The following is a 15,753-nucleotide window of genomic DNA, read 5'->3' as shown; positions in this document are numbered from 1 at the left end:
AAGAGAAATAAAAGAGCCGTACAGTCAACTCTATACAAGAGTTTGTCTGTACGGCTCTTTATCTTCACGTTGTAACGCTGTACCCTTTTATCTAACCAGCTGTGCAATCAGGGAGTAGGCGATGATCACCAGGAAAACAATCGTAATGTGATTAATCGAGAAGATGAACATTCGATGTGACCATTTCTTGGTTTCTTTGCGATCAAATGTTGCCACACTAAGGATGAGCCATGCCAAGCTGACCAAAAATGCAACGATGGCAACAAACGGGCTCAGCGGCCAGAATAAAAAGCTGGAGAGCAATAACAATACCAGGTAAACATTCGTTTGAATATAAGTGCGTCTGATTCCTTTGACAACGGGAAGCATAGGGACGCCGGCAGCTTTATATTCATCAAATCTGCGGATGGCAATACCGTAGAAGTGTGGCATTTGCCAGAGCAGCATCGTAACAACCAAAGCCCAGATTTCAAAATGTCCAAGTTCTGGTGAAATGGCTGCCCAGCCAATCAGTGGAGGAACGGCACCGGACAGGCTGCCTACTTCCGTATTATATATCGTTGTACGTTTGGTCCACATGGTGTATGGAAACACATAGAGCAACAATCCCAGGATTCCGAATACAGCAGCTGAAGGTGAGGCAATATACAATAAAATGCCCCCAAGCACGGTAATGGTGATCCCCAGAATCAATCCGGATTTGGTATCAACCTGACCAGTAACGGTTGGACGGGTTCTTGTACGTTCCATAATGGCGTCGATATCGCGATCGTACAAGTTGTTGAACACGCCAGCCGCCCCGATGATCAGGGAGGAACCGATGACGGACAAGATGATCGGCACAATGTTGGCTATGAATGAGGCATCAAATACATACAATGCCAAACACAAACCGGCAAGCATGGCGATCAGATTAGACTTGATAATCCCGACTTTAATCGTATCGAAGAACATTTTCGGAATGGAACTGTACTCTAATTCAATTTTGGGTTGAGACCCCTTATTCAATGTTTTCAAATACTCACTTCCTATATCTATACTTATATATCTCGTCACTTATTATAGCATTTAGTTTACTATGTGAATTAAAACACGTTTTAGGTTTAAAAATACTGTCAATTGATTGTGAACAATTTAAAAACACGCTTTTTTTTAATTGTTAAAAATGAATTTCTGTGCTACAGATGTCATGAAAAAAACAAAAAAACATTGAAAAATGATAAAAATATACTTGCGCATTTCCGATTGAAGGTTTATTGTAGATATAGAGGATCTTTAATAGTTATTATATTGTATCTTTAATTGATCTTGTTTCACATTTTTGTTGTCAGTTAAACATTTCAAATCCGTGAAGGTAAGAACATGATTTATTTTTTTAGGTATATTAAAGACTTTAAGTATCCGGGAAAGGGTGTTTAGTGTGGAGAAAACAGTAGATGTAATTATTATTGGTGGGGGGCCCTCTGGGCTCAATGCTGCATTGGTACTTGGAAGAGCCAGAAAAGAGGTCGTTGTTATAGATGACGGGCGACCGCGTAATGCGGTTACTCGTGAAACCCACGGTTTTCTAACGAGAGACGGAATCAGCCCAAGCGAATTCCGAAAGGTTGCGAAGCAGCAAATACTGGCATATCCTTCTGTACATATCATGGAAGACACTGCCACTGCGGTTACAGGAACAGAAGGTTCATTCGAAGTTAGAACGGCTGGGGACAAGATCGTGAAAGGTCGGAAGCTTCTTTTTGCAGTCGGAAAAAAAGATCTGCCTCTGGATATTCCCGGACTATTGGAGGTGTACGGCAAGAGTGCCTTCGTATGCCCGTATTGCGATGGCTGGGAGTTAAGGGACCAGTCACTCGGCATCATTGTTGGTGGTGACAAAGCTGTACACATGGCCAAAGTGATATCGGGATGGACAAACCGGTTCACGATACTCACAAATGGAACCGATGGATTGACTGATGAGCAACGAAAAGAATTGAAACTGCATCATGTTCCTGTATTGGATGCACCTATTCAATCCATTGAATCGGAGGGAGGCATGGTTCGGCAGATTTTGCTGGAAGATGGTAATAACGTAGAGTGCACAGGCATTTTCTTTGCACCCAAGCTCGTGATCGGTTCGGATCTGGCCAAAAATTTGGGGTGTGAGGTAACGGAATCTGGGACGGTGGTGGTTAATGAGTTCGCCAAAACGTCTGTACCAGGCGTCTTTAGTGCGGGAGATGCTGCTTCAGAGATATATCAAGCGATCACGGCCGCGTCCTTGGGAGCGTTGGCAGCAGTTAGCATCAATAGTGAGCTGAATGCGGAGGCATGGGATAAGCGTTAGAATTATTAATGAAGGATCGGATTTGAGTCGAGGTAGGGTTGGATTTGTTTTTCATTAAATGAAGGAATATACACAGAGAGGTGTTGCCTGTAGGCAGATGCCTCTTTGTTGTGTTTTAAACGGGTATGCTATCAATTCTTATCGCTGCTCAATCATTTAACATTGGGAAAATAAACTGTTAGCGGTTTCATAACATTTCCCTGATAAAGTAGTTGACAGTGCTTATCGAAACGGGTTTAATTATGTAGACCGATTGTTATAATTCAGATTAAGGAAGTGGCTCCATTGAGTGAAAAGTCTAATGCTAAAGAACTAATTGTCAGCACAGCAGCCAGACTGTTTTTTTCACAGGGATATCATGCGACCGGTCTAAATCAGATTATTAAGGAGAGCAGTACGCCGAAAGGATCGTTATATCATTATTTCCCGCACGGTAAGGAAGAGCTCGCTCACGAGTGCATCCAGAAAGCCAATGAACATATCATGCAGAAATTCGAGGATACCTTTGCAGCTCATGAGAGTACAGGAGATGCCATTCAGCGATTTATCCATGACATGGCTGATGAAACGGAGGCGGCTGGTTTCACGGGTTTTCTGCCATTTAGCTTTTGGGCAGCTGTGGAGACTTCCTGCATCAGTCATCAATTGCGTGTCGCATGTCAGGGAGTATTCTCGAACTGGCAGCAAATTATTACGAAACATCTGATGATGGAAGGTGTTGGCGAGGAGAAAGCACGAGAGACGGGACTTTTGGTCATCTCTTTAATGGAGGGAGCGCTGATTATCAGTCTGACCAATCAGGATAAACAGCCTCTGCTGACGGCTGCTGATTATTTGTCGGGTGTGGCAAAGAATGCGAGAGAGATCCATTAAGTCTGCACAAAGAGAGAAACATATATAATGTTTGAGGAGGATGGGATCGTGGAGGTTTCCATGAAAGCTGGTTCTGTACAGGACCAACAAGAAACAAAGCAATATAAAGTACTACCAATATTATTCGCGATGCTATTGAGCGGATTCATTGGTCTGTTCGGTGAAACGGCACTTAATGTGGCATTGACACCGCTGATGACCTTGCTCGAGGTTGGACCTACTACGATTCAATGGTTGACGACAGGTTATCTGCTCGTATTGGGTATTTTGGTGCCGGTTTCCGGTATGTTACTACAATGGTTTACAACAAGACAGTTGTTTACGACTTCTCTGATTTTTTCGATTGCGGGAACGATTGTTGCTGCAATTGCACCGAGTTTTGAAATTTTGTTGGTGGCACGGGTATTGCAAGCCGTAGGTACAGCTCTCTTGCTGCCGCTGATGTTTAACACGATATTGGTTATTTTCCCGATTGAAAAACGTGGTGCTGCCATGGGATTAATCGGTCTCGTTATCATGTTTGCTCCAGCAAGCGGTCCGAGTATTTCCGGATTGATCTTGGCTAATCTGAGCTGGCACTGGATCTTCTGGATTTCACTGCCGTTCTTCATCATCTCGCTCATTTGCGGCTTGTTGTTCTTACCGAATATTTCGAAATTGACCAAACCGAAAATTGATGTTCTTTCCATTATATTATCTACCCTTGGTTTTGGCGGAATTGTATATGGATTCAGCAGCGCCGGGGGACACGGAGAGACTGGCGGAGGCTGGACCAGCCCTGTTGTGGTAACCACTCTGGTCATCGGGGCGTTGTCCTTGCTCTTGTTCAGCTTCCGTCAATTGAGAATGAAGCAGCCTATGATGGATCTGCGCGCATTCAAATATCCAATGTTTACGATCGGTTTGATCCTGATCTTCATCTGTATGATGATGATGTTGTCTTCGATGCTGATCCTTCCAATGTATCTGCAACAAGGTATGGCGGTTACAGCACTGACAGCAGGTCTGGTCTTGCTGCCGGGCAGCTTGCTGAACGGATTCTTGTCCCCGGTTATGGGTCGTTTGTTTGACAAGTTCGGTCCAAAATGGCTTGTTATCATCGGTCTGGCGATCGTGGCAATTGTTCTGTTCTTATACACAGGTATTACGCCGACAACGGCATTAAGTACAATTATTACGATGCATGTGTTCATGATGATCGGAATTTCGATGATTATGATGCCTGCTCAAACGAACGGTCTGAACCAGCTGCCGCCTGAGTATTATCCTCACGGTACGGCAATCATGAATACATTGCAGCAAGTATCCGGAGCGATTGGTACGGCGGTTGCGGTAAGTATTCTGAGTGCGGGACAGACTCGCTTCCTGAGCAATGTGACTAACCCGGAAAGCCCGGAGAATCAGCTCGCCGGATTCACGTCCGGGGTACAAAACGCATTTGTCTTTGCATTAGTCCTCGCCGTAATTGGTCTGGTGATCTCCTTCTTCGTTAAACGGGTTAAGGTTGGTTCGCAACAAGGCCAACAAGGTCCAATGCATTAAAATATTTAGTTAGTCAGTAAACGATGCACTTCCTGATCACACAGGGAGGCATCGTTTTTTTTGTATTTTTGTATCTTGACGTGAAACGGGTTCCATCTATTAGAGTAAAAGACAGTTCACCAAGCCAAAAAGCCCATTATCGAATTTGGAAGCAGATAGTTCATGTTCTGGCGAGATTGGATATGTTCAACTTCAATGTTAGAGATAATAATAGTAAAGAGAAGCTTTGTTCATCAAATGATAGAAAACGTTTTAGTTTCTATTAACGAATCGAGGAGACGTCTTTTATGAGAATCATTAAACCGCTGACACCCCATATTGAGGAGATGCTCAGGCACTATGAGCAAAACGGGCATCTAAACATGCAGGCTTCGCTATTGGGGAAACAGTCTGCTGTCTATAAAGTACAGGAATACTGTCTCAAGGTGTATACCAAGCGTGGGAAAGTCGGTGGAGAACTCGAATGCGAGGCGATGATGTCACTGCAAAACAACCGACATGTTCCCAAGGTGTATGCCTACTCTACAGGGAATTTTATCTTGACCGAATGGATTGATGGTTTCAATTTGAGACAGTATCGGGAGATCCATGGTCATATTCCGCACAATTTGATCTACGATATGTTTTCATCCGAACTCCAGCAGATTCAGTCAGGTTATCGGGATTGGGATGTCATTCGTTATGAGAATTTGTTATGGACCAAGGGGGGAGAAGTCAAACGAACTGATTTTTGGCTGTGCGAACCGGCAGGCTTGATGCAGAACGATGTACAACAGGCGATTATCCGTAAAATAGACAGAGTCTACAGCGGCGATCGAAGTGAAATGCAGAAGCTGGAGCCCTATTTTTACCGCCACGGACTTACGGTTTCAGAGATACAGCAGGCACTGGAGCACTTCCACTCCCAGGGGTCGAGTCTTGTAGTTTCACAATGAACGCCAAGCCAAACCCCAACGAATATGGATCTCGTTAAGGCTTGGCAGGGAACTAATCCGTTTTTATTTATCGCCTCTCTATTCCTTAAGATCCCTCTGTAAGGAGAGAGGATAATGCTACTAATGCCCTATTAATGATATAACCCCGTTAAATGCTCATCGGTTGGATGCAAAATCTTCGATAGAAGTACAATCTGCCCAGTGTGATAGCCGTAATGTGCAGCTACTTTAATTAAAACGGCGCGGACAATTTTATGCTCCTTAGCATCCTGGGCTTCGTCTTCACTGCGATTCATACGGTTCCAATCCGCCAGCTCATAGGGGATGGTCACTTCACGGGACAAATCGTTCTCACCGAGGCCTGATAAAATGCTCTTCGATTCAGAACGCACGTAGTCCTGAATGAGCTCAACCATGATATCCAGTCCTCCAATCATAATGGTTTGTTGATAAATGGGATTAGACAACGGAAGGCGAATTGATTATAAACGAACAATCCATTAATATAAGTCTATTATTAAACGATTATGATAAATAATGATACCGAAACAATTATTAAGATAGAAGGGATAAGATGAAAAAATACGAAAATCAGATTCCAACATCCATGGGTATGAGTTTGAAGGCCATGCTGAGCATGCTCCGGGATTCTCTTAAGGGCAGTCAGGAACGAAGACCTGTGAGTAATATCCCGTTGGTGAAAAGTGAGTTCGCCCAAACGTTAAATGCTGCCGATGATCCGCAGGTGACATGGTTTGGCCATTCGGCCTTTTTGCTGGAGCTGGAAGGATACAGACTGCTTTTTGATCCGATGTTGGGTAATCGTCCTTCACCTGTGTCATGGGCAGGCACCAAACGATATACTACCAACCTGCCGATCCAACCGGAGGATCTTCCTGCCATTGATGCGATCATCTTATCTCATGACCATTACGATCATCTGGATTACTCTTCCATTCGAAAATTAAAGGACAAAACCGAACGGTTTATTGTGCCGAATGGCGTGCGTCGACGGTTGATTCAGATGGGTGTATCTTCGGACAAGATTACCGAGCATGGCTGGTGGGATGAACTTCGCTTCAAGGGCCTGACACTGGCTTGCACGCCTGCGAGACATTTCTCGGGGAGAGGTTTATTTGATCGTAATTCCACCTTATGGTGCTCATGGGTCATTGCCGGACAAGATACCAGGGTTTTCTTTAGTGGGGACAGCGGGTATGGTCCACATTTCAAGGAAATTGGTGAAAAGTACGGACCCTTCCACTTAACCTTGATGGAATGCGGACAATATGACGAACGATGGGCCAATATTCATATGATGCCGGAAGAAACGGTACAAGCCCATCTGGATGTAAGAGGAGAACTGCTTATTCCCATCCATTGGGGAGCATTCACCCTTGCCTATCATGCATGGAACGATCCGGTTGAACGGATTAGCCAGGCTGCGCGCAGCTCTAATGTCGATATCGCAACACCGAAAATTGGAGAACAAGTGCGGATACATACCAGAGAGTATCCAACAGAACCATGGTGGAGATCTGGCATGCAATAATCATACAGCGTTCAACTCAGCAATGAGTGGACGCTTTTCATTTTTATAGCATCGAGATTGCACTATAGATTAACAGAATGCCCATGACTATATTAAAGGGACGCTCATGTCTATTTATAAAGCTCTGAAACAACCTACCACCTAATGCCCATGTCATATTGGCACTAACGCCTACAACAGTTAACAGCAAAGAGAAGAAAATCATATGCACATGTGACTGAGCCAGCGGCAAAACAAACACCGAGATTGCAGTAAGGCCATACAAAATGACTTTGGGATTGATGAACTGCAAGGTGAACCCAAAAGCAAAGGAATACGGATTGCTCTGGGGATCTTTATGATCCGCAGATGTATTACGCATGATTTTAATGGCCAAATAGATCAAATATATACAACCTACTATATTGAGTAACGGTCTGATTGCCGGAATATATTGTTGCAGAATGAGGTTGAAATAACTGGACAGAAACATAATCAGCAGGCATCCAGCAGCAATGCCGCTAATAAACGGTAGTGTTTTGGTAAATCCCTGATGCCTCGCATGAGTCATGGCAATGATATTGTTGGGTCCCGGTGTAAATGAAGCTACGATGGCATACGTCAATAAAGGAATGATCATGATTGTCCTCCGTAAAAGTTTATATAGTATGTTATAATTGCATGAAAAGTACGCGATAACGACCGCTCGTTATCATTGTACAATACAGACGTTATAAAGTACAATAACATCTTTACAATCAGAGGTGGCTAACAGTTGAAACATATAAACGTTGTCCTTGCGCAAAACTTGAAGCAGATCAGGGAACAAAGAAAACTTAGTTTGGATAAGGTTGCCGAAATAACGGGAATCAGCAAGACAATGCTTGGTCAAATCGAACGGGGAGAATCGAATCCTTCCATTGCAACGGTTTGGAAAATTGCAAACGGCCTTAAACTATCCTTTACTACATTGATCCATGAGCCCAAAACGGATACGACTGTTGTAACTGGCGATGACATTCAAGTGTTAACGGAGGAGGAAGGGCGGGTACGGATTTACCCGCATTTTCCCTTTGAAGAAGGTCGCCGGTTTGAAATGTATGCCATGGAAATGGATGCGGAAGCTTCACTGGGTGCAGAGCCGCACATTGAAGGGACAGAAGAGTTTATTACGGTCTTTGAAGGGGAAATAACGATTCGGGTTGGGACAGAAGATTATACAGTGAAACGAGGAGAGTCCATTCGCTTTCGAGCGGACAAGCCGCATGCGTATATGAACTCTGGTACTTCAGAGAACCGATTCAGCATGGTCATTCATTATCCCAAGTAAATTCGGGTTCGATTTATTAAGTTTAGAGGATTGTCTTTGTGGACGCTTTGGAGACAGGACGCCATTTAAATAGACAAGTGAATTAGTTATTGCCTAACTGACCTTGAGGGTTTACCGCCTCAGGGTTTTTCTTTTGTCATAAGTCATCGTTTTCTGTATGTTGAGTATGACCTTATCTCGGATGAATATAAATATTTACCTCTTGCATAAAGAACATGTGTTCTGTTTATAATATATACAAACATATGTTCTTAAATATACAGGAGTGATTTCAGTGTTGCCTAAGCAGCGAACTATTATGCTCATCGATATGCAGTCGTTTTATGCTTCAGTCGAAAAGGCAAAAATGCCTCAATACAAAAATAGACCACTAGCCGTCGCAGGCGATCCAGCAAGACGTTCTGGCATTATTCTTGCCGCTTGTCCATTGGCCAAATCTAAAGGTGTATCTACCGCGGAACCACTCTGGCAGTCTCTTCAGAAGTGCCCTGAACTGATCATTGTCAAACCTCACATGCAAGAATACATTGAAGTATCCACTCAAATTATGTCCATTATTGAGGAGTTCACCGATCTGGTTGAACCGTACAGTATAGACGAATTATTCGCTGATTTTACAGGGTCTATGCATCTATTCGGTAATGATCCAATCGATTTAGCGAAGCAAATTCAAGACAAGATCTATAATGAAACAGGCGTTTACGCGAGAGCAGGCATTGGTGAAAACAAAATCATCAGTAAATTGTGCTGCGACATGATTGCTAAAAAAGCTGAGGGTGGCATTTTCCACTTAAAGAAAGAGGAGTTACACCTCCACATTGGAGATAAGCCCATCCGAGATATGTGGGGGATTGGCTCAAGAATGGAGAAACATCTGTGGAAGATGGGTATCCGAACCATTAGAGACTTGGCAAATACGCCTCTTTCTAAATTAAGAAGTAAATGGGGCGTTAATGGAGAGGTCATCTGGAGAGTCGCAAATGGACTAGACAATTCGCCGGTGACCGTCAACACGCACAGTACACAAAAGGATATCGGAAACGGAATGACCCTGCCTAGAGATTATACAGAGGCTTGGGAGATCGAAGTGGTTATCCTCGATATCTGTACAGAAGTGTGCAGAAGAGCGCGTAAAAAGGGCCTGATGGGTAGTGTCGTTTCCGTGAGTGTGTCTGGAGCGGATTTCGACCATCCAACTGGTTTTCACAGGCAGGTTAAACTGTCTGATCCTTCAAACATAACCGTTGATGTGTGCAAAATAGCCAAACGCATATTCCATCAATACTGGGATGGGCAACCTGTGCGCCGTGTAGGCGTATCCCTTTCTCAATTATCCAGCGCGGATACATATCAACTATCTTTCTTTGATGATCAGGAGCAGAAACGGGCCATTGATCAGGTGATGGACGACATTAAGGATCGATTTGGCGACATTGCCATTCTACGAGCGAGCTCCATTACGGCTGCTGGTCAAGCGAACGATAGAGCATCTAAAATTGGGGGGCATTACAAATGAGCAAAAAACTTGAGGCCAATGGATTATGGGAATCGAGCCGCATGATGCTTCCACAACATAAAGAACGAATTATACAGCATCGTACTCAAATTCATTATCAAGCCAGACCTATAATCCATGAAGATGAGTGGGAGATTATTGCTCAAAATGTAGATATGTCGCTTAACTATACGCTGCAAGCCACTATTGAAGTGTTTAATGAGTCGGGCAATCGGTATATACACGGGATCGTCACTTCAGTCAGTACCTTTGGAAAGAAAATCAAAATTGAAATGGAACATGGATTTGAATGGGTCGATTTTGATCAATTGGTCACTGTAAAGCTTGAAGAAGGAGGCGTGTACGGTGAGACAGACTTCTGAAGAACTTGCACTTGTGAAGAGGCTGGTAGAGCTGCCTTATCTTTTAGGTGCTCTGGAGGTAGATAAGCATAAAATATATGCTTCAAACTTTAAGATGAAATCTGTGTATGTTGACTACTTGGACGGTACCCAAAAGAAAATTGCTTTAGAGATGTACAAATCGAAACAAAGTTTAAAGGAACACCATATAAAAATCATTGATGAAAAGAGATCCGAGCTGAGTTTAACGGTAAATTATTCGGTAAGAGGTTACCTTCATAAAATGACATTATTGTGGAGTAAAGTGAAAGTGGATGTAACCTTAATGCTTACTGAACATATGAACGTTGATATTACTGATTTGCCCAATTAAACATAGAGTTAGAGGAAGAATACCGTATATAACTTCATAGGGTGGATATAATACATTAATAACCATTGTTTTCTTCTCCCATATGGGTAAACCGACCTTTGAAGTTGAAGGGTCGGTATTTTTTGTTTCTACGTTAATACAAATGATACAGGAATATTTTAGAAATGAAACCTCTTAAAGTGAGTTGAAAAAGAGATGATACATTGGATTAACAGGTATCATCTCTTACTGATATGGAACTTAACGGTACTATAGGATTAGTCAACTGCCCAATTGCTATCTCAATCCCAGTTCCAGACCTCTACACGGCTCAATTGGAAATGATGGAATTCAGCTAACTTTGTAAGTTTCTCCAACTCTCGCACGGGACCTGTAACAACTGCGCCATATACTTGAACTCCATTCTTCTCTAAATAAGCAAGGCGCTGTTTATCTTGTGCAGCACCATTGTATTCAAGATGATTAATCATCCATTTTAGTTCAGTCATCATGGCCTCAACCTGTTCCTGCATCTGTCCTGCATCGTCTGGGATAAAGTAATTAAACCATCTTGCTCCATTCTCATGAAATTCATAAAGAGGTTTAAGGCTAAGATGAGGAACATTATAGTCGTACATACCTGCCCGTGAATAGGAAGCATCAGGCTGGGTGAATTCGCCAGAATAAATCGGCATAGCAGTCACCGCAACATCGTAATCTGAAAGAAGCTTCATCAGTTGATCGGGAGACGCCAGGTTTTTCAAGGATAATGACATCTCTGCGACATGTCCATCATCAATTTCAGCTAGCCGTTTGAGGCTGCTATTTTCCTCAGAATCATTATAATCAGACTTACCATCGACCAATGAGTAAGGGAGATAGAAAGGCCCGGAGTTATTGCCATTCATATACGCTCCTGTATTGGTAATTGAATAGGTGAACTTACCGGTTATACTGAGTTTAGCCTGAATCTCACCTGTGATTACCTCCCATGAACCCACATGTCGATATATTTTCAAATTAGCTTTTTGAGTTAAAAAAGGGGTTACTTCAAAAGGTTCAGCAGATATTCTTTTCTCTACACGAAGTCCGTCACCGTGCATTTCAACCACAGATATAATGGAACGCATGAAATGGTTACGTACCTTTGATTGATCAAAATAGATATGGAGAGCTGAGACGTAAATGTGATAGACCAAAAAAACTAGAAAAAGCGCTCCTCCTGCATTAAGGAAAAATTTCCACCTTGTTTTCCATACCATTCGTCTAAACTGCTTATGACCCCATTCAGGACGCTGATGCTCAAAATCATCTTCCTGAAATACACGTTCCTCATCATGTGGTATTTTAGGCATACTCAAACGTCTCCTTTCATTTGAAGCATCTCTGCTTTGAATCGTTCTCTGGCGCGAAAAAGAGTGACCTTAACCTGGTTCATATTCATATCCAGAATCTCGCAAAGTTCCTTATAAGATAACTCGTTCATTTCTCGTAGTAACAAGATGGTTCGATATTGTTCGGGCAGCTTCTTCATCACTTGTTGAATACGAATGCTATGTTCACGAGCAGTCAGTACTTCCTCAGGAGTCCGATATGTATTTTCTACGCCTTGCTTCTCCAACTCTTGATTCATTTGCTTTTCTCCACGATATTTACGGTACCAATCGATAAATAAATGCCGTGCCACTTTATACAACCAAGCTCTAGCATAATTTGCATGCTCCGCTTTCATGGAAACCATAGCTCTGTAAAAGGTTTCTTGAACTAACTCCTCAGCTGTCTCCGGCGATCCACACATTCGGTATAGATAGAGATACAGGGAGGATTGGTACTGCTTGAATAGTTCGGCATATAGATCACTCCTCATTTCAAGTTTCCTCCTCCTTCTCTTTAGACAACGAGGCAGGTTGAATAATGTTACAGTGAAATTAAAATTTGTAAGAGAACAATTAGAATACACATATCATTTAGGAGATTGCCATTCGTGAAATAGAAGCATTTTGTCCATTACACTCTGTACTGTGGTTTGGTTGTAATTCATTCACAAAAATGAATAATAAGTATGTACACGGAAGATAAGCACAGCTAAGTTCAACAGTAGAGTATACTGAGAGAGGTTACATTCATAGAAATGACTCTATTGTGGGGCAAGGTGAGGGTAGAGGTGATCTTAATCTCACTGAACTTATCAACGAAGATATATAGCATTGTGAAGTCAGAGTTTCTTTATCTTCATGAGTTTGAAAGTGTAGAACTAGCACGATACATGGTTTACTACAATCACAAACGTATCAAGTCAAAATTAAAAGGCATGAGCCCGGGACAATACCGAGAACATGCCAAACAAGGTTGCATAAAAATTTTAAGGGGTCAGTTCTAAGGTTGGACTTCTGCCTGACGCTGGATCTCTTTGGCGCTTAGCGCTTTGTCATACACTTTAACATTATCCATTTTCCCTTGATAGAACGGATCAGCAGCATACCGACTCTTGCCCAGATAGGCTTCCGTAACGTTAAGATCGTTCGGATTAAACGTGATTTCAGAGCTGCTCGCTACCGATTTTCCGTTTACATATAAGGTGCCCGTCTCTCCTTGAAGCGTGACAGCCACATGAACCCATTGCTTGGTGGGCAGCGCCTCAGTCGCAATTATACTCTGGTCACGGCCCTGATCATGAATGGTAAATTGGAGAGCGCCATTATGCTGGGATGGCGTCAGGAACATATGCCGGGTCAAACCATTGCCGAAGTCAAAAATGCGCTGCCAAGCCCCGCCTCCGTCCCAGTTTACCCAAGCGCTGAAGGTGAAGTCTGTCGTGTCTGTGAGGATTCCAGGCAGCTGAATGTAGCTGTCTTTTCCGTTAAAAGCAGCAGCCTGATTTTTGCTGCCAATGGCTGAGCTTACTACGTTAAAGGCCTGACCGTGATAGCTGTTCTTGCTGTAATCCTCGGCGATTTTGGCGAGTTTTTTGTTCTCAAAAGTATACTCACCCAGCAGCGGGCCCTTCGCCAGTTCCGGCACGATCACGTTGAACGTCTTGGTAGCTGTAGCTGTTCCTTTTCGGATCGTTGCGGTCAATTTCACTTTGGCATCCCCTTTACCACTGCGCGGCCGATTCACTACTCCGTCAGCCGATAGCGCGGAGGGGAGGGAAGATTTCCATGTGATCTCACTATCACGTGTACCTGTGGTGGGAAGGGAGAGATCAAAGAAAATATTCTCTGTATTTCCAAGGTTCAGATCCTTTTTTACAGCCTGTACGACATCCTGATCTTTCATGGCAATCATCTGACTTCCCCAGATCGCTACACCGGAGGAAGAGAGGGCGCTGAAGGTCAGTACGTTCTGCTGGGAATCCGAATCCCACTCTTGGGTAAAGACACCTTCGTAAACCACATCATTGGACGTGATTCGTACCTTGTTGTTTCCCTGGAGACTCCATGTTCCTGTGACAGCACCAGTAACCTGGCCATCTGCTGTGAACTGAACGATCTGGGACGGCTTAATCTCGGCTGTAATATCCTTCCCGTGATTAACCCATTTGTATGAACCCGCAGCATTTTGCTCCATCACTTGTACTGTATCTCCCTCAATACCTGCATAACGATAAGGAGATACGACCGGCCATCCTTCGGAGTTCATGTGCATCTCATGTACACGGACTTCATGCTCTTCTCCGCGATTCGGAAAGCGCGAGTGGAAGATCAGGAACTGCTTGCCGCTCTCTTCATCATAATAGGCGGAGTTATGCCCTGGAGAGACATATCCTGTGCCCTGGCCTGTGCCTGGGTCGCCGATCTGTCTTTGGAACAGGAAGTTCCCCAGCAATTTTACACCAAACGGCTCAATGGACTGGTCATCAAATAACGGTTTATCCTTGTCAGCCATGACCTTGATCATATCGTTGCCTTCAGCATCGTAGAAGGGGCCATCCGGAGTCTTGGAGCGTGCCACGCGAATATTATATCCACCGTCTGCACCGAGTCCGCCATAAGACATGTACAGATAGTAGTAATCTGTTTCGGGACTGTAGAGCATATATGGTGCTTCAATGCGGCTATGGTTACCACCGGTCAGCTTTTTGCCATAGCCCTGATTGGGCAGCGGTTTTCCGGTTGTCTCGTCCATTTCCAGAATGAAAATGCCCCCGGAATAGGAACCGTAGACCATCCATAACTTGCCGTCTTTATCAAAAAACACATCGGGATCGACCACATTGGGATGCTTGGTCGCATCATATATGGTGCCATCTTCACTAATTTCATCCCACATGCCTGATTTCAGCAGAATACCCTGATCCTTGTATGGTCCTTCAATGTTGTCAGCTACGGCAACCCCGAGTGCAGAGCGGGGAGAGTCCCCTTTGCATGCATTATAGTACATATAATATTTTCCATCTGCCAGCTGAATGACGTCTGCGGCCCAGAGTGTATCGGTCTGAGCCCACTGCAGGGCTTCGGCGAACTCCTTGGTGACATTGGGAACGACCGGATTGTCATCGGTAACTCCTGATGCAACTGAATCCCAGCTGATCAGGTCTTTGGACTTCGCCACCTGCAGATGAGAGCCAAAAACATAATAAGTATCTTCAACCTTAATGACAGAAGGGTCATGAACGGAAACGTTCTTAAATGTTGGAACCTGATTTTCGCTCCATGTGGCGGAACTTTGCGAATTGAGAGCAGTTGAGGCTGTGCTGTCCGCCAAAGCGGAGATTGGTGATAGAGGTGGTGCAGCGAGCAGTGCCGTACTAAGTGCAATGACCAAATGACGCTTCATACGTATCCCCTTTCTTCATTCACAAAATAAAAATAAGTGAGAATTACAACCAGTGAAAGTAGCAGTGCAGTCCTCCTTTCGCATGTTGCTCGAATCAAGCGCTTACATTTGCTATAATATCAATTAATTTATATATTTGTAAACCATGTTGTTGAGGTTGAGTGCAAAAAGCAAAACTGCTTGTTGAAGATTGAATTTTTTATGGATTTCAAGCTGGTTTGA

At 43.6% G+C, this 15,753-nt stretch carries 15 protein-coding genes and 1 pseudogene; 10 read left to right on the top strand and 6 right to left on the bottom strand.

What is annotated here, in order from left to right; genetic code table 11:
- Positions 1–87: 87 nt before the first annotated feature.
- Complete coding sequence (gene cyoE, locus AB3N00_RS05310; protein ID WP_175396389.1) at positions 88–1,017, bottom strand: heme o synthase; 930 nt, start codon at positions 1,015–1,017, stop codon at positions 88–90.
- A 403-nt stretch (positions 1,018–1,420) separates the two neighbouring features.
- Between cyoE and AB3N00_RS05305 the strand changes: the two genes are divergently transcribed.
- The 4 genes from AB3N00_RS05305 (at position 1,421) to AB3N00_RS05290 (ending at position 5,682) form a co-directional block, all read left to right on the top strand.
- On the top strand, positions 1,421–2,332 hold the full coding sequence (locus AB3N00_RS05305) for an NAD(P)/FAD-dependent oxidoreductase (protein ID WP_413033650.1): 912 nt from the start codon (positions 1,421–1,423) through the stop codon (positions 2,330–2,332).
- A gap of 285 nt (positions 2,333–2,617) precedes the next feature.
- Positions 2,618–3,205, top strand: coding sequence for a TetR/AcrR family transcriptional regulator (locus tag AB3N00_RS05300; RefSeq protein WP_413033649.1), 588 nt, complete (start codon positions 2,618–2,620; stop codon positions 3,203–3,205).
- Between the two features lie 60 nt (positions 3,206–3,265).
- Positions 3,266–4,747: a DHA2 family efflux MFS transporter permease subunit gene (locus AB3N00_RS05295; RefSeq protein WP_413035195.1), complete on the top strand. Its 1,482-nt coding sequence runs from the start codon at positions 3,266–3,268 to the stop codon at positions 4,745–4,747.
- Between the two features lie 287 nt (positions 4,748–5,034).
- Positions 5,035–5,682, top strand: coding sequence for an AarF/UbiB family protein (locus AB3N00_RS05290; protein WP_413033648.1), 648 nt, complete (start codon positions 5,035–5,037; stop codon positions 5,680–5,682).
- Between the two features lie 131 nt (positions 5,683–5,813).
- Here AB3N00_RS05290 and AB3N00_RS05285 read toward each other — a convergent pair whose 3' ends face one another.
- On the bottom strand, positions 5,814–6,149 hold the full coding sequence (locus tag AB3N00_RS05285) for a hypothetical protein (protein WP_413033647.1): 336 nt from the start codon (positions 6,147–6,149) through the stop codon (positions 5,814–5,816).
- Between the two features lie 107 nt (positions 6,150–6,256).
- Between AB3N00_RS05285 and AB3N00_RS05280 the strand changes: the two genes are divergently transcribed.
- Positions 6,257–7,234 carry an MBL fold metallo-hydrolase gene (locus AB3N00_RS05280; protein ID WP_413033646.1) on the top strand — a complete coding sequence of 326 codons (978 nt, stop codon included), beginning with the start codon at positions 6,257–6,259 and terminating at the stop codon, positions 7,232–7,234.
- Positions 7,235–7,277: 43 nt separating this feature from the next.
- On the opposite strand, the gene AB3N00_RS05275 is transcribed toward AB3N00_RS05280, so the two are convergent.
- Positions 7,278–7,853 (bottom strand): LysE family transporter, encoded by a 576-nt coding sequence (locus tag AB3N00_RS05275; RefSeq protein ID WP_413033645.1) that lies wholly within the window; start codon positions 7,851–7,853, stop codon positions 7,278–7,280.
- Positions 7,854–7,988: 135 nt separating this feature from the next.
- On the opposite strand from AB3N00_RS05275, the gene AB3N00_RS05270 reads away from it, so the two are divergent.
- From AB3N00_RS05270 to AB3N00_RS05255, 4 genes are all read left to right on the top strand, one after another.
- Positions 7,989–8,543 carry a helix-turn-helix domain-containing protein gene (locus tag AB3N00_RS05270; protein WP_413033644.1) on the top strand — a complete coding sequence of 185 codons (555 nt, stop codon included), beginning with the start codon at positions 7,989–7,991 and terminating at the stop codon, positions 8,541–8,543.
- Positions 8,544–8,841: 298 nt separating this feature from the next.
- Complete coding sequence (locus AB3N00_RS05265) at positions 8,842–10,059, top strand: DNA polymerase IV (protein WP_413035194.1); 1,218 nt, start codon at positions 8,842–8,844, stop codon at positions 10,057–10,059.
- Entirely contained in the window at positions 10,056–10,421 is a 366-nt protein-coding gene (locus AB3N00_RS05260) for a YolD-like family protein (protein WP_413033643.1), read from the top strand. Before AB3N00_RS05265 ends, AB3N00_RS05260 begins: the two co-directional genes overlap by 4 nt.
- Entirely contained in the window at positions 10,405–10,773 is a 369-nt protein-coding gene (locus AB3N00_RS05255; protein WP_413033642.1) for a hypothetical protein, read from the top strand. The genes AB3N00_RS05260 and AB3N00_RS05255 overlap by 17 nt, the downstream gene beginning before the upstream one ends.
- 281 nt (positions 10,774–11,054) lie before the next feature.
- Here AB3N00_RS05255 and AB3N00_RS05250 read toward each other — a convergent pair whose 3' ends face one another.
- Together AB3N00_RS05250 and AB3N00_RS05245 are read right to left on the bottom strand one after the other, a co-directional pair.
- Positions 11,055–12,107 (bottom strand): anti sigma factor C-terminal domain-containing protein, encoded by a 1,053-nt coding sequence (locus AB3N00_RS05250; RefSeq protein WP_413033641.1) that lies wholly within the window; start codon positions 12,105–12,107, stop codon positions 11,055–11,057.
- Positions 12,108–12,109: 2 nt separating this feature from the next.
- Entirely contained in the window at positions 12,110–12,619 is a 510-nt protein-coding gene (locus tag AB3N00_RS05245; RefSeq protein ID WP_413033640.1) for an RNA polymerase sigma factor, read from the bottom strand.
- Positions 12,620–12,952: 333 nt separating this feature from the next.
- On the opposite strand from AB3N00_RS05245, the pseudogene AB3N00_RS05240 reads away from it, so the two are divergent.
- Positions 12,953–13,132, top strand: a pseudogene (locus tag AB3N00_RS05240) (IS3 family transposase); the annotation flags it as partial.
- On the opposite strand, the gene AB3N00_RS05235 reads toward AB3N00_RS05240, so the two are convergent.
- Positions 13,129–15,531, bottom strand: a complete 2,403-nt coding sequence (locus AB3N00_RS05235; RefSeq protein ID WP_413033639.1) for a family 43 glycosylhydrolase — start codon at positions 15,529–15,531, stop codon at positions 13,129–13,131. The pseudogene AB3N00_RS05240 and the gene AB3N00_RS05235 sit on opposite strands and share 4 nt — an antisense overlap.
- Between the last annotated feature and the right edge of the window lie 222 nt (positions 15,532–15,753).

The organism is Paenibacillus xylanilyticus (assembly GCF_047246825.1).
GTDB classification, from domain to species: Bacteria; Bacillota; Bacilli; order Paenibacillales; family Paenibacillaceae; genus Paenibacillus; species Paenibacillus xylanilyticus_B.
The sequence above is the reverse complement of the archived record's forward strand: the minus strand, read 5'-3'. Positions and strand labels throughout refer to the sequence as shown.

What these genes read in the sequence shown, in the direction of transcription:
- AB3N00_RS05295 (WP_413035195.1), top strand. Translation starts at nt 3,266, where the DNA reads ATGAAAGCTGGTTCTGTACAGGACCAACAAGAAACAAAGCAATATAAA.
- AB3N00_RS05265 (WP_413035194.1), top strand. Translation starts at nt 8,842, where the DNA reads ATGCTCATCGATATGCAGTCGTTTTATGCTTCAGTCGAAAAGGCAAAA.
- AB3N00_RS05235 (WP_413033639.1), bottom strand. Translation starts at nt 15,531, where the DNA reads ATGAAGCGTCATTTGGTCATTGCACTTAGTACGGCACTGCTCGCTGCA.
- AB3N00_RS05245 (WP_413033640.1), bottom strand. Translation starts at nt 12,619, where the DNA reads ATGAGGAGTGATCTATATGCCGAACTATTCAAGCAGTACCAATCCTCC.
- AB3N00_RS05250 (WP_413033641.1), bottom strand. Translation starts at nt 12,107, where the DNA reads ATGCCTAAAATACCACATGATGAGGAACGTGTATTTCAGGAAGATGAT.
- AB3N00_RS05280 (WP_413033646.1), top strand. Translation starts at nt 6,257, where the DNA reads ATGAAAAAATACGAAAATCAGATTCCAACATCCATGGGTATGAGTTTG.
- AB3N00_RS05275 (WP_413033645.1), bottom strand. Translation starts at nt 7,853, where the DNA reads ATGATCATTCCTTTATTGACGTATGCCATCGTAGCTTCATTTACACCG.
- AB3N00_RS05290 (WP_413033648.1), top strand. Translation starts at nt 5,035, where the DNA reads ATGAGAATCATTAAACCGCTGACACCCCATATTGAGGAGATGCTCAGG.
- AB3N00_RS05260 (WP_413033643.1), top strand. Translation starts at nt 10,056, where the DNA reads ATGAGCAAAAAACTTGAGGCCAATGGATTATGGGAATCGAGCCGCATG.